This is a genomic window from Spirillospora sp. NPDC052269, assembly GCF_040679435.1.
Lineage (GTDB): Bacteria > Actinomycetota > Actinomycetes > Streptosporangiales > Streptosporangiaceae > Spirillospora.
Map to the genome: position 1 here is coordinate 139,237 of NZ_JBFAUU010000014.1, position 21,115 is coordinate 160,351.

At 73.3% G+C, this 21,115-nt stretch carries 18 protein-coding genes; 12 read left to right on the plus strand and 6 right to left on the minus strand.

Annotated features, from left to right (window positions below; all coding sequences use genetic code 11):
* Positions 1–5: 5 nt before the first annotated feature.
* Positions 6–1,451 carry a serine/threonine-protein kinase gene (locus AB0L06_RS28785; RefSeq protein WP_500234241.1) on the minus strand — a complete coding sequence of 482 codons (1,446 nt, stop codon included), beginning with the start codon at positions 1,449–1,451 and terminating at the stop codon, positions 6–8.
* Between the two features lie 621 nt (positions 1,452–2,072).
* Here AB0L06_RS28785 and AB0L06_RS28790 point away from each other — a divergent pair.
* From AB0L06_RS28790 to AB0L06_RS28810, 5 genes are all read left to right on the plus strand, one after another.
* Positions 2,073–3,431 (plus strand): sensor histidine kinase, encoded by a 1,359-nt coding sequence (locus AB0L06_RS28790; RefSeq protein WP_500234242.1) that lies wholly within the window; start codon positions 2,073–2,075, stop codon positions 3,429–3,431.
* Positions 3,432–3,468: 37 nt separating this feature from the next.
* Positions 3,469–4,977: a carboxyl transferase domain-containing protein gene (locus tag AB0L06_RS28795; protein ID WP_500234243.1), complete on the plus strand. Its 1,509-nt coding sequence runs from the start codon at positions 3,469–3,471 to the stop codon at positions 4,975–4,977.
* 229 nt (positions 4,978–5,206) lie between these two features.
* The gene (locus AB0L06_RS28800) at positions 5,207–5,800 is read left to right on the plus strand and encodes a TetR/AcrR family transcriptional regulator (RefSeq protein WP_500234244.1); all 594 of its coding nucleotides are present in this window, start codon (positions 5,207–5,209) and stop codon (positions 5,798–5,800) included.
* Between the two features lie 111 nt (positions 5,801–5,911).
* A complete protein-coding gene (locus AB0L06_RS28805; RefSeq protein WP_500234245.1) occupies positions 5,912–7,174 on the plus strand; it encodes a cytochrome P450 in 1,263 nt (420 codons plus the stop codon).
* A 5-nt stretch (positions 7,175–7,179) separates the two neighbouring features.
* Entirely contained in the window at positions 7,180–7,431 is a 252-nt protein-coding gene (locus AB0L06_RS28810; RefSeq protein ID WP_500234246.1) for a ferredoxin, read from the plus strand.
* Between the two features lie 18 nt (positions 7,432–7,449).
* Here AB0L06_RS28810 and AB0L06_RS28815 read toward each other — a convergent pair whose 3' ends face one another.
* The 3 genes from AB0L06_RS28815 to AB0L06_RS28825 all read right to left on the minus strand — a co-directional run bounded on the left by AB0L06_RS28815 (position 7,450) and on the right by AB0L06_RS28825 (position 10,709).
* Entirely contained in the window at positions 7,450–8,469 is a 1,020-nt protein-coding gene (locus AB0L06_RS28815) for an LLM class flavin-dependent oxidoreductase (RefSeq protein ID WP_500234247.1), read from the minus strand.
* Positions 8,470–8,522: 53 nt separating this feature from the next.
* Entirely contained in the window at positions 8,523–9,923 is a 1,401-nt protein-coding gene (locus AB0L06_RS28820; RefSeq protein ID WP_500234248.1) for a DHA2 family efflux MFS transporter permease subunit, read from the minus strand.
* 189 nt (positions 9,924–10,112) lie between these two features.
* Positions 10,113–10,709, minus strand: a complete 597-nt coding sequence (locus AB0L06_RS28825; RefSeq protein ID WP_500234249.1) for a TetR/AcrR family transcriptional regulator — start codon at positions 10,707–10,709, stop codon at positions 10,113–10,115.
* A gap of 107 nt (positions 10,710–10,816) precedes the next feature.
* Between AB0L06_RS28825 and AB0L06_RS28830 the strand changes: the two genes are divergently transcribed.
* A complete protein-coding gene (locus AB0L06_RS28830; RefSeq protein WP_500234250.1) occupies positions 10,817–11,578 on the plus strand; it encodes a type 1 glutamine amidotransferase in 762 nt (253 codons plus the stop codon).
* Between the two features lie 55 nt (positions 11,579–11,633).
* Here AB0L06_RS28830 and AB0L06_RS28835 read toward each other — a convergent pair whose 3' ends face one another.
* Positions 11,634–12,338 (minus strand): gamma-glutamyl-gamma-aminobutyrate hydrolase family protein, encoded by a 705-nt coding sequence (locus AB0L06_RS28835; protein WP_500234251.1) that lies wholly within the window; start codon positions 12,336–12,338, stop codon positions 11,634–11,636.
* Positions 12,335–13,822 (minus strand): aldehyde dehydrogenase, encoded by a 1,488-nt coding sequence (locus AB0L06_RS28840; RefSeq protein ID WP_500234252.1) that lies wholly within the window; start codon positions 13,820–13,822, stop codon positions 12,335–12,337. Before AB0L06_RS28840 ends, AB0L06_RS28835 begins: the two co-directional genes overlap by 4 nt.
* A 116-nt stretch (positions 13,823–13,938) precedes the next feature.
* Between AB0L06_RS28840 and AB0L06_RS28845 the strand changes: the two genes are divergently transcribed.
* From AB0L06_RS28845 to AB0L06_RS28870, 6 genes are all read left to right on the plus strand, one after another.
* Positions 13,939–15,399 carry an aldehyde dehydrogenase gene (locus tag AB0L06_RS28845; RefSeq protein WP_500234253.1) on the plus strand — a complete coding sequence of 487 codons (1,461 nt, stop codon included), beginning with the start codon at positions 13,939–13,941 and terminating at the stop codon, positions 15,397–15,399.
* Positions 15,387–16,292, plus strand: a complete 906-nt coding sequence (locus AB0L06_RS28850) for a DODA-type extradiol aromatic ring-opening family dioxygenase (RefSeq protein WP_500234254.1) — start codon at positions 15,387–15,389, stop codon at positions 16,290–16,292. The genes AB0L06_RS28845 and AB0L06_RS28850 overlap by 13 nt, the downstream gene beginning before the upstream one ends.
* Entirely contained in the window at positions 16,289–17,137 is an 849-nt protein-coding gene (locus AB0L06_RS28855; RefSeq protein WP_500234255.1) for a fumarylacetoacetate hydrolase family protein, read from the plus strand. Before AB0L06_RS28850 ends, AB0L06_RS28855 begins: the two co-directional genes overlap by 4 nt.
* A 30-nt stretch (positions 17,138–17,167) precedes the next feature.
* Positions 17,168–17,356: a ferredoxin gene (locus tag AB0L06_RS28860; protein ID WP_026416192.1), complete on the plus strand. Its 189-nt coding sequence runs from the start codon at positions 17,168–17,170 to the stop codon at positions 17,354–17,356.
* 23 nt (positions 17,357–17,379) lie between these two features.
* Positions 17,380–18,549, plus strand: a complete 1,170-nt coding sequence (locus AB0L06_RS28865) for an NAD(P)/FAD-dependent oxidoreductase (RefSeq protein ID WP_500234256.1) — start codon at positions 17,380–17,382, stop codon at positions 18,547–18,549.
* Between the two features lie 261 nt (positions 18,550–18,810).
* Positions 18,811–21,057 (plus strand): RCC1 domain-containing protein, encoded by a 2,247-nt coding sequence (locus AB0L06_RS28870; protein WP_500234257.1) that lies wholly within the window; start codon positions 18,811–18,813, stop codon positions 21,055–21,057.
* Positions 21,058–21,115: the final 58 nt, after the last annotated feature.

Consider the following 21,115-nt stretch of genomic DNA (forward strand, 5'->3'; position numbering starts at 1 on the left):
CCGCTCTAGTGGTGGCGCTTCTTGTGCTTGCGCTTCGGTTTGTGCTTGGGCTTCGGTTTCGGTTTCGGCTTGGGTTTCGGCTTCGCCGTGGGCGCGGGCGGCTTGGGGGCCGGAACGGTGGCGGTCGGCGACGGCTTGGGCGGGGGCGCGGCCGCGCTCTGGTCCGTCAGGCCGATGGCCACCGCGCCGACGAGGACGGTCGCGGCGGCCGCGCCGACTCCGATGAGGACGCGCATCCGGAGTGGCGAGGACGTCGTGTTCGTCCTGGTGGGGCTGAACGCCTGCGTGTGGGCATTGTCGTGAACCGGGTTGAACGTCTGCGTGTGCGCGTTGTCGTGGACGGGGCTGAACGTCTGGGTGTGCGCGTTGTCGTGGACGGGGCTGAAGACCTGGGTGTGCGCCGACGGGTCGTCCTCGTGCGCGCGCGGCGTGGACGGGACGGCGCCGAAGATCTCGGTCTGGTCCTTCGCGTCGGAGGCCGCGGAACCGGTCTGCTCGACCAGGGACATCAGCAGCTCGGACGAGGCGGGCCTGTCGTCCGGGTTCTTGGAGAGCGCCGAGCGGACGGCGGACAGGAGCTGCGGGGGCAGCCCGGCGAGGTCCGGTTCCTCCTTGGCGGCCCGCAGGGCGATCTCGGGGGCCGCGCCCTCGCCGAAGGGCAGGCGTCCCGTGCCCGCGTACGCGACGAGGCAGCCCCAGGAGAACACGTCCGCCGCGGGGGAGGCCGGGCCGCCCGCGATGACCTCCGGGGGCATCCAGCCGGGCGTGCCGAGGACGGTCCCGGACGTGGTGGCCGAGCCCTGCGAGCCCTGCGTCCGTGCGATGCCGAAGTCGATGACGCGGCAGCCGGACAGGGTGAGCATCACGTTCGCCGGCTTGAGGTCGTGGTGCACGAGCCCGGCGGAGTGGATGGCGGCCAGCGCCGTCGCGACGCCGACCGCGACCCCGTGCAGGTCGGCGGCGGGCAGCGGGCCGCCGGAGGTGATCCGCTGCTGGAGCGAGATCCCGGCGACGTACTCGCTGACGATGTAGGGGCGGCCGTCCTCCTCGCCGTGCGCGAGGACGCGGGCCGTGCAGAACGACGCGACGCGTCCGGCGAGCAGCGCCTCGTCCCGGAAGCGGCGCAGGAACCTGGGGTCGTCGGTCAGGTGCGGGCGCATGACCTTGACCGCGACCCGGGCCCCGGAGTTCGGGTCGACGCCCAGGTAGACGGTGCCCATGCCGCCCGCGCCGAGCCGTCCGAGCAGCGCGTACACGCCGACCGCCCTGGGGTCGGCCAGTTCGAGCGGCGTCGCCGAGGCGTCGGCCGGGTCGGGCCGGACGGGCGCGGGCGGCGGCGCCGGCCGGGGCGGAGGGCCGAGCGGAGCCAGCCCGCGGGGAGGCTCCGAGGGAGCCGGACCGCGGGGAGGCGGGGGTGGGGCGTGGGGCGGCTCGGGCTCGTGTTCGTCCATGCCGTCCCTGGGGCCCTTTCGTCGCTCTGGTCCGGTCCGCCTCCCGGACGTCCGGCCCAACATGGTGCCCCCTTTCGCACGAATGCGCGAAACGTGATCGTCATCTGGATGTAGCGGGCAGTGCACGAAGGCGGGGCAGAGTGGGGGGTGTTCGACGATCGCCCCGGCTCTCCCGGCGGAACCTTCTCGGCGCGGTACGGGCGGGCGGTCGGCGGCTCCGAAGGCGGTGTTCGCGCGGACGGGTCCCCAGGGGTGGGAGGTCCCGGACCGCGCGGGCATCGGCTGCCGGATTCCCTACAAAATCGGTTGACTTTATAGGGAACCCGGTTCACGATGGGAGGCGCGAAGTCGGGTCCGAGGCAGGGCCTCCCCGCCGTTGGGGCGCTCTTTCGGCGGGCGCGCGGTGGCCGGGACGGCGTTGGCACGGCCCGTCCCGGCCACCGGCACTTCTCCCCGGACCGGGGCCCGAACGGTCGGCCGCCGCACAAGATTGCGTAACTTGATCGTTCCGGTACGGCCAGTCCCCGCCCCCGGTGGTGGCGTCCCGCCGCCGCAACCCCCAGCGTGGATCTTCGGGCGGCCTGGTGCCGCATGGCGCTGCGACGGGGGAGGACGCGAACGATGTCGGGGCGCTGGCCGCCGGGTCCCTGGTCACTGCGCACCCGGGTGTCGGTGGTCGCGACCGTGGTGGTCGGGGTTCTGCTGATCGCGGGGGCGGTCGGCTTCTACGAGACGCTCCGGAAGGCCGTCTACGACTCGTTGCGCGAGCGCGGCGACAGCGCCGTGTCCACGCTCGCCGAGACCGTCCGCACCGCCGATCCGCAGGGCGAGGGCGTGCTGAACCCCGGCGACACGGGCTTCCCCTTGCTCCAGGTCCTGGACGGCACGCGCCGCGTCCGCGCCTCCAGCCCGGCCCTCGACGGCCTTCCGCCGATCAGCGGCCTGCGCCCGGACACCGCGCACCCGACGGTCAGCGGAACCACGAAGCTGTCCGGGGAGCAGGTGTTCGTCGTGGCGTCGCGCGAGTACGCCCCGGGCGGATGGCGGGTGCTCTACGCGGGCGTGCCCATGCCCGGGTTCGTCCAGACGCGCGAGTACTTCACGTTGCTGCTGGTGCTCGCGGTGCCGCTGGGGCTCGCCCTGGTCGCCCTCTCGGTGTGGCTCGCCGTGCGGAGCGCGCTGCGGCCCGTCCGCCGGATGAGCGCCGAGCTCGCCGAGGTGACCGGGACGGGGGAGGGCCGGCCGCGCCGGGTGACCGTCCCGGAGACGCACGACGAGATCTCGCAGCTCGCCTCGTCCGTCAACGTGACCCTGCACCGGCTCGAGCAGAAGGTCACGCGGCAGCGTCAGTTCGTCGGGGACGTCTCGCACGAGCTCCGCAGCCCCCTCACCGGCCTGCGCGCCCAGCTCGAGGTCGCCCTGGAGCATCCCGAGGACGAGGACTGGCCCGCCGTCGCCCGGTCCGCGCTGAACGACGCCGACCGGCTCCAGCGGATCGTCACCGACCTGCTCCTGCTCGCCAAGCTGGACGCGGGCGTCCCGCTCGACCGCGAGCCCGTGGACCTCGGCGATCTGGCGCGGCAGGAGGGGGCGCGGCCACGGCGTGTTCCAGTGGACGTCGACGTCGAGCCGGGCGTGGTCGTCCTCGGCGCCCGGGGGCCGCTACTCCGCCTGATCACCAACCTCCTCGACAACGCCGCCCGGCACGCCCGCTCGCTCGTCAGCATCACCGTCGAGACCCGGGGGCCCGACGCCGTCCTGATGGTGTCGGACGACGGGACCGGCATCCCGGTCGCCGATCGCGAACGGGTCTTCCAGCGGTTCCAGCGCCTGGCCGAGGGGCGCAAGCGCGACACGGGCGGTTCCGGCCTGGGGCTGCCGATCTCCCGCGACATCGCGCAGGCGCACGACGGCAGCCTGGTCATCGCCGACACCAAGCTGGGCGCGCGCCTGGTCCTGACCCTTCCTCTGGCCCCGTAGCGGAGGCGCGGGAAGGGCGGACGTTAGCCTGCGAGACATGAGCGCGTCGCTGGAGCGGCCGGACGCGGCCGGGCTGCTGGACCGGGTCCTGGATCCGGGCAGCTTCGAGTCCTGGGACGTCCCGCCCTCCTATGCGGCGCTGAGTCCGCGGTATGCGGCCGACCTCGCGCGGGCGCGCGAGCGCAGCGGACGCGACGAGGCCGTCCTGACCGGATCAGGGCGTCTGCGTGGACGGCGTGTGGCCGTCGTCGTGTCCGAGTTCGCGTTCCTGGCCGGGTCCATCGGTGTGGCCACGGCCGACCGGATCGTTTCGGCAGTGGAGCGCGCCACCGCTGAGGGGCTGCCGCTGCTTGCGGCGCCGTCCTCCGGTGGGACGCGCATGCAGGAGGGGACCGTCGCGTTCGTCCAGATGGCTCGGATCACCGCCGCCGTCATGGCGCACCGGGCCGCGGGGCTGCCCTACCTCGTTTATCTACGGCATCCCACGACCGGGGGTGTTCTGGCGTCCTGGGGATCGCTGGGGCATGTCACCGCCGCCGAGCCAGGGGCGCTGATCGGCTTCCTCGGTCCGCGCGTGTACGAGACGCTTCACGGCGAGCCCTTTCCGGCCGGAGTGCAGGTGGCCGAGAACCTGGCTGCCAAGGGGCTTCTGGACGCCGTCGTCGGCGTGGACGACCTTCCGGACGTCGCCGCCCAAGCCTTGGACGTCCTGTGCGCCGTCCGGGGCGTTCCGGCGGAACCTCGGTCTGGGCGCGGTGTTCGGGGTGTTCGCGCTGATCTGGGGTTGGCGGACGTTCCCGCGTGGGAATCGGTCGAGCGGTCGCGGCGCGTGGAGCGGCCAGGGGTTCGTGAGCTGCTTCGCTACGGGGCGTCCGGGGTGACACCGCTGTCCGGGACGGGGGACGGCGAGGCGGATCCAGGGCTGCTGCTCGCGCTCGCGCGGTTCGGTGAGGCGTCCTGCGTGGTGATCGGGCAGGACCGGGCGGCGCAGCGGGTCGGACGGCCCATCGGGCCCGCCGGGCTGCGCGTCGCGCGGCGCGGGATGCGGCTCGCCGCCCAGCTCGAGCTGCCGCTGCTGACCGTCGTGGACACGCCCGGCGCGGCGCTGTCGCCGGAGGCGGAGGAACGCGGGCTGGCCGGCGAGATCGCGCGCTGCCTCGCCGACCTGATCACCCTGCGGGCGGCGACGCTGTGCCTGCTGCTGGGCGAGGGCAGCGGCGGAGCGGCGCTGGCGCTGCTGCCCGCCGACCGCGTCCTCGCCGCGCGGCACGCCTGGCTCGCGCCGCTGCCGCCGGAGGGCGCGTCCGGGATCGTCCACCGGACGCCGGACCGCGCGCCCGAGCTGGCCGCGGCCCAGCGGATCCGCGCGACCGACCTGTACGAGGACGGCATCGTCGACGCGATCGTCCCCGAGGAGCCGGACGCCGCCGACGAACCCGAGGCGTTCTGCGCGCGCGTCGCGGACGTCCTGGCGCGCGGGCTGCCCGCGCTGCGCGCCGATCCGGACGGGCGCAGCGCGCGGTACGTCCGGCGGCCGACGTCCTGATCGTCCAGGCGGCCCGGCGGGACGAATTCGTTCGGGCGTGTCCTGTTGGGGCCGCATCGTGTCCCAAGGGGCTGTCACGCGGCGGCTCGGGGCCTACCGTGCTGAGCACCCAGGGATCCGGGTGCGGAAGGCGGACGGTGTGCGGGACGAATCAGCGGCGCGGGGGCGGCCAGGGGATGGGAAGCGTCCGGTGGACGGGACGCCTGTGGAGGGCCGGGCGGGGAGCGGGATGCGGAAGGTGCCGCTCAGCCGTCCGGAGCGGCTGGCGGAGCTGTTCGACGCGGTGCTGGAGGTGCTCGCCGAGGTCGGCTACGAGCGGCTGACCATGGACCTGGTCGCGCGGCGGGCGCGGGCGGGGAAGGCGACGCTGTACCAGCGCTGGCCGTCCAAGGCGCATCTGGTGGTGGCCGCGATGGAGCGCTACCGGCCGGAGGTGCCGGACGGGGACGCCGGGTCGTTCGTCGAGGACATCCGGCAGCTGATGGCGGCCTACATCGCGGGCTGGTCCGGGCTCGACCGGGGCCTGCTCATCGCGATCCTGGAGGGGAGCCGCACCGACCCCGAGCTGGCCCGGCTGCGGCGGGAGCGGCTGGCGACGCCGGTGCGGCGGTCCATCGAGGCCTCGCTCGAGCGGGCGCGGCGGCGCGGCGAGATCCCGGACCGGGTGGACGCCGGGCTCCTGGTCGATCTGCCTTTCGCGATGATCCTCAGTCATGTTCTGGTCAAGGATGAATCTCCAGGTCAGGAGCTTGTCGAGCGCTTTGTGGACGGCATCCTCCGACCGCTTCTGGGTGTCCCGAACCCGCGGGATCCTGGCACATAGAACGAAACAGTTCTATTTTTGGAAGTGAGGCCGCCCTCGTCCGGCGGGCGCCCGCCCGCATCCGTCCGCCGGGGTGCGGCGGCGTAGCGCTCGTCGAGGAAGGGACCTCTCATGCGCGCTCCACAGCCCCCCGCCTCCGCTCCGACGCCCTCCGCGCCAGCCCCCGCCGCGCCGCTTACCGCCGCGGCGGGCGGGCCGCCGAGGCTGCCCGTCCGGCGCGAGGACCCGTTCGACCCGCCGGCCGAGCTCGGCCTGATCCGCGCTGAGACGCCGATCTCCCGGCTGTCCTTCCCCGACGGCGCGCAGGGCTGGCTGCTCACCCGGCACGAGGACGTCCGGGCGGTCCTGGCCGACGACCGGTTCAGCGCCGACCGGGTCACCGCGTCCTCGCCGGTGCGCCGCCTCACCTTCAAGCCCGAGGACCGCCCCGGGCTGCTGCTCACCATGGACCCGCCCGACCACACCCGGCTCCGGAAGCTGCTCACGCCGTACTTCACCACCCGCCGGATGCAGGGTCTGGCGCCGCGCGTCGAGGGGATCGTCGCCGACCACCTCGCCGCGCTCCGCGCCGCCGGGCCGCCCGCCGACCTGGTGCCCGCGTTCACGCTGCCGATCCCGTCCCTGGTGATCTGCGAGCTGCTGGGCGTTCCGTACGCCGACCGCGCCCGCTTCCACGCCTGGTCGGCGACCGTGCTCAGCCTGACCGCGACCGACGAGGAGGTGCTGGCGTCCCGGGACGCGCTGGTGTCCTACATGCGCGAGCTCGTCGACGCCAAGCGCCGCGAGCCGGACGACGCGCTGCTCGGCACGCTGATCAGGGCCGACAACGACCTGACCGACGCCGAGCTCAGCGGGATCGGGCGGCTGCTCCTCATCGCCGGGCACGAGACCACCGCGAACATGCTGGCCCTCGGCACCCTGACGTTCCTCACCCGCCCGGACCAGCTGGCCGCCTTCCGGAGCTCCCCGGACGCCGCCGGGAGCGCGGTCGAGGAGCTCCTGCGGTACCTGACGATCATCCAGTTCGGCACCACGCGCGTGGCGCGGGAGGACGTCGAGGTCCACGGGCGGCAGGTGCGGCGGGGCGAGACCGTGGTGCTGTCGCTGCCCGCCGCGAACCGCGATCCGGCGCACTTCGACCGTCCGGACGAGCTGGACGTGACCCGGCCGCCGTCGCAGCACGTCGCGTTCGGGCACGGCATCCACCAGTGCCTCGGCCAGCAGCTCGCCCGCGTCGAGATGCGGATCGCGCTCACCGCCCTGTTCGACGGCCTGCCGGGGCTGCGCCTGGCCGTCCCGGCGGACGAGGTTCCCATGCGGCATGACATGGCCATCTACGGGGTCCACCGGCTGCCGGTGGCCTGGGAGGAGTGATCGTCATGCGCGTCATCGCCGACCACGACCGTTGCCAAGGGGCCGGTCAGTGCGTCCTGCACGCGCCGGACGTGTTCGACCAGTCCGACGAGGACGGCACCGTCGTCCTCCTGACCGAGACACCGCCCGAGGAGCAGGAGGCGAACGTCCGGGCGGCCGTCCGGATGTGCCCGAACGCCGTCCTCTCCCTTGAGGAAGACGAAGACGAAGAGGAGAAGGACGCGCCGCCGGTCGGCTCGTCCTCCTCCTCAGGTTGAGGCAGCGCTGGCCCGCCGTCAGCGGCGGGCCAGGTCGGCCTCCTGTTCCGTGGCGCCGGACAAGTCGTACAGCCCGGCGAGGATCTCGTAGGAGCGGCGGCGGTCCGCGTGGTCGTGGACCATCGTCGTGACCATGACCTCGGCGGCGGCGGTGGACTCGATCAGCGCGTCCATCTTCCGCCGGACGGAGTCCGGGCCGCCGACGACCTGCGCGTCCTGCCGGGCGCGGATCATCTCGTGGTCGAGGGCCGTGTACGGGTAGGCGTCGGCCTCCTCCGGTGACGGCAGCGTGCCCGGACGGCCCTGCCGCAACCGCAGGAACGACAGCGCCTGCGGACGGGCCAGGCGTTCGGCGGTCGCGTCGTCCTCGGCGGCGGTGACGGACACGGCGATCATCGCGTGCGGCTCGTCCAGGCCGTCCTTCGAGGGACGGAACGACTCGCGGTACAGGGCCAGCGCGGGCAGCGTGTTCTCGGCGCTGAAGTGGTGCGCGAACGCGAACGGGAGGCCGAGCATCCCGGCGAACTGCGCGCTGTAGCCGCTGGAGCCGAGCAGCCAGACCGGCGGCCGGTTGCCCGCCGCGGGGGTGACGGCGCCGCCGTCCTCGAAGTATCCGCGCAGCTCGTGGACCTGCTCGGGGAAGTCGTCCGCCGAGAGCGGGCCGGGCGTGCGGCGCAGCGCCCGCGCAGTCGCCTGGTCGGTGCCGGGCGCCCGGCCGAGTCCGAGGTCGATCCGGCCCGGGAACAGGCCCTCCAGCGTGCCGAACTGCTCGGCGACCACCATCGGCGCGTGGTTGGGCAGCATGATCCCGCCGGACCCGACCCGCATCCGCCGCGTCGCCGCCGCCACCTGCCCGATCAGCACCGAGGTCGCCGAGGACGCGATGCCCGGCATCCGGTGGTGCTCGGCGAGCCAGTACCGGTGGAAACCGAGATCCTCGGTGAGCCGGGCCAGGTCGAGCGTGTTTCGGAGCGCCTGCGCGGACGTCGAACCGGACGCCACGGGCGCGAGATCAAGCACGGAGAACGGGAGAGCCATGCTCAGTGCCAACCCGCGCCCGCCGCCGGATCTTCCCGTCGGGGCCGTCCGTCCTACCTCTTCCGGCCCGGCAGGAACAGTGCGGCGACCAGCGTGAGCCCGGAGAACGCGGCCACCCACCAGAACGTGTGGCCGAAGGCGTGCGCACCCGGGTGACGGACCTCACGCCGCTGGAGGATGACGAACAGGATCGCGCTGCCGAACGCGCCGCCCAGCTGCTGCAGGATCCGCAGGGCCGTGGACGCGCGGGGGATGGCCTCGGGGGCGACGCCCCGCATGCCCGCGGTGAGGATGGTGACGAGCAGCGCCCCGATGCCCGCGCCGTACAGGGCCTCCGCGACGCCGACCGTGATCATGCCGGTCGTGGCGTCCAGGCGGGTGAGCAGGAGCGCTCCGGCCCCGGTGAGGACGGCCCCGGCGACCCCGAGCAGCCGGGCCGGGGCACGGTCGGCGAGCCGCCCGCACGCCGCCAGGGCCACGCCCATGCCGACGCCGAACGGGATGACCAGCAGGCCCGTGTGCAGCGCGTCCTCGCCGCGCGCCTGCTGGAAGTAGAGCGGCAGCAGGCCGAGCGCGCCGAACATCAGGACGCTCGCCAGCAGGATTCCGGCGGCGGGCCCGGCGAACGATCCGGACCGGAACAGCCGCGGATCGATGATCGGGACGGTCCGGGCGCGCAGCGCGTGCGCCACGAAGGCGGCCAGCAGCGCCGCCCCGGCCGCCAGGGACGTGAGCACACGGGCGCCGGTCACCGATCCGAGCCGTCCGGCCTCCGCACAGCCGAACACCAGGGCCGCGCAGCCGCCCGCGAGCAGGACGAGGCCGAGGACGTCCAGGGGCGTCCGGCCGTCGCCGCGGCCGGACGGGACGGCCCGCGGCGACAGGACGAGCGCGGCGAGGCACACCGGGACGTTCACGAAGAAGATCCAGCGCCAGTCGAGGCCGTCGACGATCCAGCCGCCCAGCACCGGGCCGAGGACGGGCCCGAGCAGGGACGGGACGGCGATCGCGGCGGTCATCCTCCCGAGCCGCTCGGAGCCCGCCTCGCGGACGGCGATGGCGTGCGCCAGCGGCAGGATCAGCCCGCCGCCGAGCCCCTGGACGACCCGGAACGCCACCAGCGACCCGACCGACCAGGCCGCCCCGCAGGCGACCGACCCGGTGAGGAACAGCACGAGTGACGTCATCCACACCGCGCGCGGCCCGAACCGCTCCATGCCCCAGCCCGCGACCGGGATGACCACGGCCATCGCGAGCAGGTAGCCGGTGGTCACCCACTGGACGGTCCCGAGCGTGGTGTCGAAGCGGCGCAGCAGGGTCCTGGTGGCGACGCCGGTCATCGTCATGTCCAGCTGCATCATCAGCGACGCGAGCATGATGACGCCCGCCAGCCGCAGCAGCGCGGGGGACAGGCGCCGGTCGTCCGGCGGGGGAGTGAGTGTGGTCTCTGCCATGGTCCGGTGCTCCCGGTTCGAGAGTGCAGTAAATATTTACTGCGCGACGGAGATGCGGGGGTGGATCGGGCTGGACTCAGGTGGATCGGGCTGGACTCAGGGGTTGCGAAGTGGCCGGGGCGCGTGGCCCTGGCCACTTCGGGCGGAGGTCAGGCCCTGCGGGTGAAGGTCAAGGTCTGCGGGCGGAGGTCAGGCCCTGCGGGCGCTCATGCCGTAGAGCAGCTGGTCGATCGCGACCTCGCGCTGCCGGGCCTTGTCGGTGGGGACGACCTCGGGGTTGAACTCGGCGAAGCGTCCGACGAAGACGTTGGTGGAGATGACGATCCCCATGATCGCCGCGTACTGGACCTCGAACGGGACGTCCGGCGCGAAGACCCCTTCGGCCTGGCCGCGCTCGTGGATCCTCCGCAGCTCGGTGGGGAGTTCGTCCGGGCCGGGCATGGTCGAGCGCCACTCCCCGGACAGCGACTCATGCAGCATCACGGCGATCATCTGCGGGACGCTGTCGAGCGCCGTGAACAGGCCCTGGAGGGCGTGCCGGACGCCGTCGACCGGTTCCATCGCGACGGCCTCGGCCAGCACGGGCGCCCAGAGCTCGCCGGTGCGGCGGCGCAGCTCCTGGACGGTCGCCCGGTACAGGCCCTCCTTGTTGCCGAAGTGGTGGTAGATCATGCGCTCGTTCACCCCGGCGCGCCGGACGATCTCCTGGACGCGCGCGCCCTTGAACCCGTGGCGGGCGAACTCCTCGGCCGCGGCGTCCAGCAGTGTGGTCCGGCTGTCGGTCATGAAGTAAATGTTTACTGCAAACCAAGCGAAGTGCAACCCCGGGGGGCGAATGCGTCAGGTCTGTCATGTTCTGGTATGCATTTGACCCCAGGTCATACGCTATGTCCATGCGAGCCCTGATCATTCAGCATGACTCTCATGCCCCCTCCCCCGTCAACGGCCTCCAGTCCGCGCTCACCGCGCGGGGCTGGGAGTACGAAGTCCACACGTTCACCGGGATCGGCGACCGGCTGCCCGATCCGCTCGGATTCGACCTGGTCGTCCCGCTCGGCTCGGTCTGGACCGCGCACGCCCCGGAGATCGCGCCGGTGATCGAGCCGGAGCTCGCTCTGATCCGCAGGGCGCACGACGCGGGCGTCCCGGTGTTCGGGATCTGCTTCGGCGGACAGCTCCTCGCGACCGCGCTCGGCGGCCGGACCGAGCGCGCCGCGTACTCCGAGCACGGGTTCGTGAAGGTCGAGACCGAGGATCAAGGGCTCGTCCCGTCCGGGCCGTGGTTCCAGTTCCACGACGACCGCTGGATCGCGCCCCCCGGCGCCCGGACGGTCGCCGGCACCGGCTCCGCGCCGCAGGCGTTCGTCCTCGGCCGCTCGATGGGCGTGCAGTTCCACCCCGAGATCAACCCGGCGCTGCTGGAGCACTGGATCGCGGGCGGCGGCTCGGCCGTCCTGCGCGCGGCCGGCCACGACCCGGCCGAGCTCCTCGCCGAGGTCGTCACCCGGGCCGAGGAGACGACGGCCCTGATGGACGGCCTCGTCGAGGCCTTCTTCACCCAGGTCGCCACCGCCCCGAGCCCCGCCGAGTCCGAGGTCGCCGACGTCCAGGTCGTCGACGTCCCGGTCCCGGCCGTTCAGGTCGCCACCGCCTAGCAGTCGCACCGATCCCGGCGCCGCCCTTTGTGGGCGGCGCCGGGATCTTTGCTTTTCAGGGGCGGGACGCCTCGACAAATTCGGTGAAGACCGCCTGCTGGACGGGGTCGGACGCGGCGGTGTCCTCGGGGTGCCACTGCACGCCGAGGAACCAGCCGCGCGGGTCGTCCAGCTCGACGGCCTCGACCGTGCCGTCGGTCGCGCGCGCGACCGGGGTCAGGCCCGTCCCGAGGGTCTCCGCGGCCTGGTGGTGGTAGCAGGACGCGGTCAGCTCCCCGCCGCCGGTGACCTTGGCGAGCAGCGTGCCGGGCGTGACGGCCACCGGGTGGACGTGGTGCCGGTGGTCGGGCTCCATGTGCTGGCGGAGCGTCCCGCCGAGGACGGCGTTCACGACCTGGAGGCCGCGGCAGACCGCCAGCAGCGGGAGCCCGGCGGCGAGCGCGTGGCGGGCGACGGCGACGTCGAACGCGTCCTGCTCCTCGTCCACGTCGTAGAGGGTCTCGTGCTCGTCCGTCACGCCGTAGTAGCGCGGGTGCAGGTCGCCGCCGCCCGGCAGCAGGACGCCGTCGCAGCGCGCCAGCCGGGACGCGACCTCCTCCGGCTCGGCCGGGTGCATCATGAACGGCTCGCCGCCGCCGCGCCACACGGCCTCGGCGAGCGCCCGCGCGGTCACCTCGGCCCGGTAGCGGAGCGCCGACGCGGACTCGGAGAAGCGGCAGGGCAGCGCGATCAGCGGCCGGAGGCCGGACGCCCCGGTCACAGCTCGATCCAGGTGGTCTTGAGGTCGGTGTACTTGTCGAGCGCGTGCAGGGACTTGTCGCGGCCGTGCCCGGAGAGCTTCACCCCGCCGAACGGGACGCTGTAGTCGCCCTCCTCGTAGCAGTTCACCCAGACCGTCCCGGCGCGGAGGGCGCGGGAGATCCGGTGCGCGGCGGACAGGTCGGACGTCCAGACGGCGGCGGCGAGGCCGTAGTCGGTGTCGTTGGCGAGGCGCACGGCCTCGTCCGCGTCGGTGAAGGTCAGCACGGACAGGACCGGGCCGAAGATCTCCTCGCGCGCGATCCGCATGGACGGCGTGACGTCCCCGAACACCGTCGGCTCCACGAAGTGCCCCGGACGGTCGATCGCCGAGCCTCCGGCCAGCAGGTTCGCGCCGTCGGCGCGTCCGGCGTCGGCGTAGGACAGGACGCGGTCGCGGTGCCGGGACGACACGAGCGGCCCCATCTCGGTCGCCGGGTCGAGCGGGTCGCCGACGCGCATCGAGGACGCCCGCGCGACGATCCGCTCGACGACGCGCTCGGCGACGTCGCGGTGCACCAGCAGCCGGGACGGCGCGGTGCACATCTCCCCGGCGTTGAAGAAGATGCCCCAGGCGGCGGTGTCGGCGGCGGCGTCGAGGTCGGGGGCGTCCGGCAGGATGATGTTGGGCGACTTGCCGCCCAGCTCCAGCCACACCCGCTTCAGGTTCGAGTCGGCCGCGTAGCGCAGGAAGTGCCGTCCGACCTCGGTGGATCCGGTGAAGGCCAGCACGTCCACACCCGGGTGCTCGCCGAGCGCGCGCCCGGTGACCTCGCCCGGCCCGTTGACGACGTTGAGGACGCCCGGGGGCAGGCCCGCCTCGTCCGCGAGGGCGGCGAAGCGCAGCGCGGACAGCGGCGACTCCTCGGCGGGCTTCAGCACCGCCGTGCAGCCCGCCGCGAGCGCGGGGCCGAGCTTCCAGGTGGCCATCGTGAGCGGGAAGTTCCACGGGACGACGGCCGCGACGACCCCGGCGGGCTCGCGCGTGACCAGTGCCAGCGACCCGGCGGCGGTGCGCGGCGCCTCGTCCAGGCCCTTGTCGGCGATCTCGGCGTACCAGCGCAGGCCGTTGATCGCGGCGCGCAGCTCGATGCCGTCCGCCTCGGCGACCGGCTTGCCCATCTCCAGCGAGATCAGCAGCGCGAGCTCGGCGCGGTCGCGCTCGACCAGGTCGGCCCAGCGCAGCAGGGCGGCCTTGCGCTCGGCGGGCGCCATCCGCGGCCACGGGCCCTCGTCGAACGCGCGGCGGGCGGCGGCGACGGCGCGGTCCACGTCGGCCTTCCCGGCGGACGGGACGCGCGCGAGCACCTTCCCGTCCCGAGGGGAGACCAGGTCGAAGCCGTCGTCGGAGGACGGCGGGGCGTCGGCGCCGTCGATGCGGTGGGCGGTCGCCGGGACGAGCCGGGCGGCGCGCTCGAGCCACTCGGCGTGGGAGACCTGGGGCACGGTCCCTCCTCGGGGTCCGGGGGATGTCATTTGGTCCCGAATGTTAGGGGTGGGGGTTGACCCGAGTCACTCCCGTCCGGAAACTTGTTTGGAATCAAACAACCTGGAGGTGCCGCGTGGCAACGATCGCGGGTGTCACCGTCGACACCGGTCACTGGATCGGCGGTGAGCGCGTCCCGTCGGTGGGCACGGGCGACGTCCCCGAGACGTTCACCGACGTGTCGCCGATCGACGAGCGTCCGCTCGCGGAGGTCTCCTCCGGCGGCGCGCGTGAGGTCGACGCCGCCGTCGACGCCGCGCGCAAGGCGTTCCCGGCCTGGGCCCGCACGTCCCGCGAGGAGCGCGCCCGCCTCCTGCACGCCATCGCCGACGGCGTGGAGAAGCGGATCGAGGACCTCGCGCAGGTCGAGACGCACGACAACGGCGCGCTCATCCGGTCGCACCGGCGCGGGGTCATGCCGCGCGTCGCGCACAACTTCCGGTTCTTCGCCGACTGGCTGCTGAACCTCGGCCACGAGGACTTCGAGACCCGCGGCCACACCAACCACGTCTCCTGGGACCCGGCCGGCGTGTCCGCGCTGATCACCCCGTGGAACGCGCCGCTGATGCTCGCCACGTGGAAGATCGCCCCGGCGCTCGCGGCGGGCAACACGGTCGTGCTGAAGCCCGCCGAGTGGACGCCGCTGACCGCGTCCCTGCTGGCCGACATCACCGCCGAGGCCGGGCTCCCGGCCGGCGTGTTCAACGTCGTCCAGGGCTACGGCGCGCAGGTCGGCGGCCCGCTGACCGCGCACCCGGACGTCCGCCGGATCAGCTTCACCGGCTCCGTCCCGACCGCCCGGACGATCGCCGCCGCGGCCGGCCCGAACCTCACCCCGCTCTCACTGGAGCTGGGCGGCAAGTCCCCGCTGATCGTCTTCGCCGACGCCGACCTCGACCTCGCCGTCACCCTGGCCGTCGAGCAGTACGACAACGCCGGGCAGGTCTGCCTCGCCGCGACGCGGCTGCTCGTCGAGGCCTCCGTCGCGGACGAGTTCACCGCGCGGTTCATCGAGAAGGCGTCCAAGCTGAAGCAGGGCGACCCGCGCGACGAGACCACCGACATCGGCCCGCAGGTCCACCGGAAGCACTTCGAGCGCGTGGACGGGTTCGTCCAGCGGGCGAAGGCGGACGGCGCGGCCGCGCTCCTCGGCGGCGGCCCGAACGACGACCTCGGCGGCCTCTTCTACCGGCCGACGCTGTTCGCGAACCCCGGCAAGGAGATCGTGTCGGAGGAGGTCTTCGGGCCCGTCCTGACCCTCCAGACCTTCGACACCGAAGAGCAGGCCGTCGCGATGGCCAACGAGACCAGGTTCGGCCTCGCCGCGACCCTCGCGACCGGTTCGCCCGAGCGCGCCGAGCGCGTGACGTCCCAGCTGGTGGCCGGGACGGTCTGGGTGAACTGCTTCTTCGTCCGCGACCTGCGCGCCCCGTTCGGCGGCTCCCGGCAGTCGGGCGTCGGCCGCGAGGGCGGCGACTGGTCCTTCGACTTCTACTGCGACCTGAAGAACACGGTGACGGCCCCATGGGAGAAGTAGTCGGCGCGGGGATCCTCGCGCACGTCCCCACCATCGTCCTGCCCGAGGTCACCCGCCGCGAGCTGAACAACGGCGAGGACTCCACCCTGGTCGCGGGCTTGGAGAAGCTCCGCGCGGACGTCTTCGACCGGGACGACTACGACACCGTCGTCGTCCTCGACTCGCACTGGGCGACGACCGTCGAGTTCGTCGTCACCTCGCACGACCGCCGCGCCGGGCTCTACACGTCCGACGAGCTTCCGCGCGGAATGTGCCGGATGCCCTACGACATCCCTGGCGACCCGGAGCTGGCGCACGCCATCGCGGCGCACGCCAAGGCCCAGGGCACCTGGATCACCCCGGTCGACGACCCCTACCTGCCGATCCAGTACGCCACGGTCAATCTGTGGGAGTTCCTCGGCGTCCGGGACGAGCCGTACCTGGACCGCGCGGGCAAGAAGTGGATCTCGATCGGCGTCTGCCAGACCGCCGACGTCGAGGACAGCCTGCGCCTCGGCCGCGCCCTCGCCGCCGGGATCGCCGAGACCGACCGGCGCGTCCTGCTGGTCGCGTCCGGCGCGCTGTCGCACTCCTTCTGGCCGCTGCGCGAGATCCGCGACCACGAGGCCGCGGGCCCCGAGCACATCCGCACCCAGGAGGCCCGGCGCGCGGACGAGGAGCGCATCGAGTGGTTCGGGAAGGGCGACCACGCCCGCGTTCTGGACACGATGCCCGAGTTCCTGAAGCACAAGCCCGAGGCCCGCTTCGGGCACTACCTCATGATGATCGGCGCGCTGGGCGAACGGGACTGCGCCGCCCCCGGACGCCTCTACAGCGAGTACGAGAACAGCGTCGGCACGGGCCAGGTGCACATCTGGTTCGACCGGCCCGAGAACGGATGGACGACCCGATGACCGTGGAATACCGCCGGATCCTGCTGGACGGCGCGGTGACCCGCGTCGTGCGCGACGGCGACGAGCTCGTCGCGGCCGACGGCCGCCGGGTCGGCGTCGAGGACGCGGCGCACCTGCCGCCGGTCGAGCCGTCCAAGATCGTCGCGGTGCACCTGAACCACCGCAGCCGGGTCGAGGAGTTCCAGACCTCGCTGCCGCCCGCGCCGACCTACTTCCACAAGCCGACGTCCGCGCTGAACTCCCACAACGGCGCGATCGTCCGGCCCGAGGGCTGCAAGTACCTCAACTACGAGGGCGAGATCGCGATCGTCATCGGGCGCACCGCCCGCAACATCGCGCCGTCCGAGGCGGGCGACCACATCGCGGGCTACACGGTCGCCAACGACTACGGCCTGCACGACTTCCGCGACACCGACGCGGGCTCGATGCTGCGCGTGAAGGGCTCCGACACGTTCTGCCCGCTCGGCCCGGGCCTGGTCACCGGCTGGGACTTCCGCGGCAAGTACCTGCGCACCTACGTCAACGGCGAGCTCGTCCAGGACGGCTCGACCGACGAGATGCAGTGGGACATGCACTACCTCGTCGCCGACATCGCCCGGACGATCACCCTCGTCCCCGGCGACGTCCTGCTGTCGGGCACCCCGGCCAACTCGCGCCCGGTGGCGCCCGGCGACGTCGTCGAGGTCGAGGCCGAGGGCCTCGGCCGCCTCCGCAACCACATCGTCACCGGCCCCGTGCCGGTCCGCGACGACTGCGGAGCCCAGCCGACCGAGTCCGAAGAGGTCGTCTCCACCGCCTTCGGCGGCGACTGGGAGTTCCGGGGCGTCCGCGCCCCGCGCCGCTGACCCCCGCACGTTCGAGAGGAAACCACCCCCATGAAGATCATCGTGGACATGGACCGCTGCCAGGACCACGGCCAGTGCGTCTTCTCCGCCCCCGACGTCTTCCGCCTGAACGACGAGGGCCACCTGGAGTACGAGGAGACCGCCGACGAGTCGCTCCGCGACGCCGTCGAGGAGGCCGCGGACGTGTGCCCGCTCCAGGCCATCACCATCGAGGGCTGACCGCTTTTCTGATCGAGGAAGGGATGAGCATGCGGCGGATCGTGGTGGTCGGCGCGTCCATGGGCGGGCTGCGCGCGGCCGAGCAGCTGCGCGCGGCCGGGTTCGCGGGGGAGCTGACGGTGGTGGGGGACGAGCCCCACCGCCCCTACAACCGTCCGCCGCTGTCCAAGGAGGTGCTCGCCTCCGAGGTCACGCACGAGGCGGTCGCGTTCCGGATGCGCGCCTCGGTCGAGGACGTGGACTGGCGGCTCGGCGTGCCGGTCGTCTCGTCCGACCTGGCCGCCCGCACGCTCACCCTCCTGGACGGCTCGTCCCTGGCCTACGACGGCCTGGTGGTGGCGACGGGCCTGCGCGCCCGCCGCCTGCCGCAGCCCGGCCTCGCGGACCGGCGCCACGTCGTCCGCACCCTGGACGACGCGACCCGGCTCCGGGCCGTCCTCACTCCCGGCGCCCGCGTCGTCGTGATCGGCGCGGGCTTCGTCGGCTGCGAGGTCGCCGCGACCGCCCGCAAGCTCGGCGCCGAGGTCACGGTCGTCTGCGCGACGTCCGAGCCCCTGATGAGCCCCCTCGGCCCCGACCTCGGGGCGGAGCTGCGCCGCCGCCACGAGGCCCAGGGCGTCCGCTTCCTCCTCGGCCGCACGGTCACGTCCTTCGGCGAGGTCGGCGACGTCCTGCTGTCGGACGGCACCGCGCTCGCCGCCGACGTGATCATCGAGGCGGTCGGCTCGACGCCCTGCGTGTCCTGGCTGGACGGCAACGGCCTCGACCTCTCGGACGGCGTCCTGTGCGACGCCGACCTGCGGGTCGAGGGCCGTCCGGACGTCGTGGCGGTCGGCGACGTCGCCCGCTTCCCCAACGCCCGCTACGACGGCGAGTGCCGCCGCGTCGAGCACTGGTCGATCCCGACCGACACCGCCCGCAAGGCCGCCCGCAGCCTCCTCGGCGTCGCCTCCCCGCCGTTCGCGCCCCTGCCGTCCTTCTGGAGCGACCAGTACGAGCTGCGCATCCAGTCGTTCGGCGCCCCGGGGCTGGGCGGCGACGACATCCGCGTCCTGGAGGGCGAGCCGTCCGGCGAGTGCGCCGTCGGCTACCACCGCGACGGCGACCTGGTCGGCGTCGTCCTGCTCGGGCTGACGTCCGCCATCCCGCGCTACCGCAAGCAGCTCATGGACGCCTTCGCCGCCAAGGTCTAGCCGCCTGAGGAAGGTAGCCCCCCGCCCGGCCGTGCGCCGCGCCGGGCCGCTCGGAGCCGCGTAGATCATTTGCCGGGCGGCAGGCGGCCCTTTGCATGATCATTGAGTGACCGTCGATAGACAGGAAGTCACTGTTTGCGGCGGCGAGGCGGTCTCGTCGTCCGACTTCCGCCCCGGTCGGCCGTTGGCCGCTCGTGGGCGCCGGCGCTGCCGTGACCGCGGGTGTCCGAGCGCCGGTTGAGCGGCACTGGGGGATGCGCGATGACGGTGTGCCCGATCGGCGGGAGGACCAGGGCGGGGAGCACCCGGGGACGGTCCCGGGTGTGGGGAGTGCTGGCGGCGGCGACCGCCCTGCTCATGGTGGTGTGCGTGATCGCGGGACCGGCGGCGGCCCGGAGGCCGTCCGCCGCGGCGCCGCCCACCAGTTTCGCCTTCGGCACCGGCGAGAACTCCGCCGGGCAGTTGGGGAACGGCTCCACCAACAACAGCACCAGCCCGGCGAGGGTGGCCCTGCCCGAAGGCGTCACCGTCACGCACATCGTGGGCCGCGGCAACGGCCACAGTGTGGCGTTGACCTCCGACGGCCGCCTGCTGGCCTGGGGCTCCAACCTCTACGGCCAGCTGGGCGACGGCACCGACATCACGCGGACCACTCCCGTCTTCGTGGAGCTGCCCGACGGGGTCACCATCACTCAGGTCGCCGCCGGTCGTTACTACACCCTCGCGCTGACCTCGGAAGGCAGCATCCTGGCCTGGGGGAACAACGACCAGGGCCAGTTGGGGGACGGCACCACCACCCCGCGCGACACCCCGGCCTACGTGGAGCTTCCCGACGGGGTCACCGTCAGCCAGGTCTCCGGAGGCGAGTACCACAGCCTCGCGGTGACCTCGGACGGCCGGGTCCTGGCCTGGGGCCGCAACTACTACGGCACGTTGGGGGACGGCACCACCACCCAGCGCCTCACGCCGGTGTACGTGCACCTGCCCGACGGGGTCACGGTCGACCAGGTCACCGCGAGCACCACCCACAGTGCGGCGGTGACGTCCGACGGCCGGGTCCTCGCCTGGGGAAACAACGAGAACGGCCAGCTGGGGGACGGCACCCTGACCCAGCGCAACAGTCCGGTGTTCTCGTTGGTGCCCGCGGGGGTCACGGTCACCCAGGCGACCACGGGTGACACCCACACTCTGGCGTTGACCGCAGGCGGCCGGGTGCTGGCCTGGGGCGGCAACACCTACGGGCAGCTGGGGATCGGCTCCACCGCCGGGCCCCAGACCACTCCGGTGGACGTGGATCTGCCCGACGGGGTCACCGTCACCCAGGTCGCAGGGGGCTGGGCCCACAATGTGGCGCTGACGTCCGATGGCCGAGTGCTGGCCTGGGGCCGGAACGCCTTCGGGCAGCTGGGGGACAACAGCACCAACCAGCGCAACAGCCCGGTCTACATGAATCTCCCGGGATACCTGGCCACCGAGGTCGCCGCCGGATTCCAGCACTCCCTGCTGCTGGCCGAGCCGATCACCAGCAGCACGTCGCTGACCGCCGACCCGACCGAGGCGACCGCGGGCCAGCCGGTGAGACTGACCGCCACGGTGACCTGCAGCGCGGGAACCCCGGGCGGCGCCGTCTACTTCTATCTGAACGGCGACACCTTCCTCGACAGCGCTCCCGTGGAGCCCGATGGCACCGCCACGTTCACCATCGCGCTGGGCGAGGGAGAGCACCAGATCACGGCCCTCTACGGGGGAGACGGCAACTGCCCGCGGTCCACGTCCGAGCCCGTCACGGTCACCGTCAGACCCGTCGTGAGCCCGGCGCTCACGATGACCAAGTCGGCCGACCGGACGACCTTCTCGGCCGCCGGTGAGGCGATCGTGTACTCCTACCGGGTGACCAACACCGGCGATGCGCCGCTGACGGATGTGGGCATCAGCGACGCTCTGCCAGGCCTTTCGGAGATCACCTGCGCGGAGACGACGCTGGCACCGGGGCAGGGCACGGACTGCTCGGCCACGTACACGACCACTTCGGAGGACGTGCGGAACGGCTCGGTTCGCAATGTGGCGACGGCGCACGGCACTCCGGAGGGCGCGACCACGCCCATCGAGTCGTCTCCGGCGGGGGCCACTGTGAGCCTCAGGGTGCCTCCCGCCGCGAAGCCCGCGATCAGGCTGCGCAAGTCGGTCCGTCCGGCGCACTACTCCGCGGTGGGCCAGGTGCTCCACTTCGGCTACCGGGTGACCAACACCGGCAACGTCGCGCTCCAGCACGTCCGCATCGACGACAGGCTGCGCGGCCTGTCCGCGATCCGCTGCCCGAAGGCGACGCTGGCGCCGGGCCGGTCGATGACCTGCACCGCCACCTACCGCATCCGCGTGGGGGACGTGAGGTCGAAGATCGTCCGGAACCGCGCCACCGCGCAGGGGACACCGCCCGGATCCAGCCGTCCGGTGACCTCCAGGCCGTCCGTGGCCAGGGCCTACGGCCACGTCCCCGTCACGGGATAGCCGGGCGGGTGCCCCGCGCCGTCCCGCGCTCCGGCGGGGCGGCGCGGGGCGGCGATAT

Excerpts from the sequence above, each read along its gene's own strand:
- AB0L06_RS28870 (WP_500234257.1), top strand. The coding sequence starts at position 18,811 with ATGACGGTGTGCCCGATCGGCGGGAGGACCAGGGCGGGGAGCACCCGG.
- AB0L06_RS28800 (WP_500234244.1), top strand. The coding sequence starts at position 5,207 with ATGCGGAAGGTGCCGCTCAGCCGTCCGGAGCGGCTGGCGGAGCTGTTC.
- AB0L06_RS28795 (WP_500234243.1), top strand. The coding sequence starts at position 3,469 with ATGAGCGCGTCGCTGGAGCGGCCGGACGCGGCCGGGCTGCTGGACCGG.
- AB0L06_RS28820 (WP_500234248.1), bottom strand. The coding sequence starts at position 9,923 with ATGGCAGAGACCACACTCACTCCCCCGCCGGACGACCGGCGCCTGTCC.
- AB0L06_RS28850 (WP_500234254.1), top strand. The coding sequence starts at position 15,387 with ATGGGAGAAGTAGTCGGCGCGGGGATCCTCGCGCACGTCCCCACCATC.
- AB0L06_RS28825 (WP_500234249.1), bottom strand. The coding sequence starts at position 10,709 with ATGACCGACAGCCGGACCACACTGCTGGACGCCGCGGCCGAGGAGTTC.
- AB0L06_RS28790 (WP_500234242.1), top strand. The coding sequence starts at position 2,073 with ATGTCGGGGCGCTGGCCGCCGGGTCCCTGGTCACTGCGCACCCGGGTG.
- AB0L06_RS28805 (WP_500234245.1), top strand. The coding sequence starts at position 5,912 with ATGCGCGCTCCACAGCCCCCCGCCTCCGCTCCGACGCCCTCCGCGCCA.
- AB0L06_RS28855 (WP_500234255.1), top strand. The coding sequence starts at position 16,289 with ATGACCGTGGAATACCGCCGGATCCTGCTGGACGGCGCGGTGACCCGC.
- AB0L06_RS28865 (WP_500234256.1), top strand. The coding sequence starts at position 17,380 with ATGAGCATGCGGCGGATCGTGGTGGTCGGCGCGTCCATGGGCGGGCTG.
- AB0L06_RS28785 (WP_500234241.1), bottom strand. The coding sequence starts at position 1,451 with ATGGACGAACACGAGCCCGAGCCGCCCCACGCCCCACCCCCGCCTCCC.
- AB0L06_RS28810 (WP_500234246.1), top strand. The coding sequence starts at position 7,180 with ATGCGCGTCATCGCCGACCACGACCGTTGCCAAGGGGCCGGTCAGTGC.
- AB0L06_RS28830 (WP_500234250.1), top strand. The coding sequence starts at position 10,817 with ATGCGAGCCCTGATCATTCAGCATGACTCTCATGCCCCCTCCCCCGTC.
- AB0L06_RS28860 (WP_026416192.1), top strand. The coding sequence starts at position 17,168 with ATGAAGATCATCGTGGACATGGACCGCTGCCAGGACCACGGCCAGTGC.
- AB0L06_RS28815 (WP_500234247.1), bottom strand. The coding sequence starts at position 8,469 with ATGGCTCTCCCGTTCTCCGTGCTTGATCTCGCGCCCGTGGCGTCCGGT.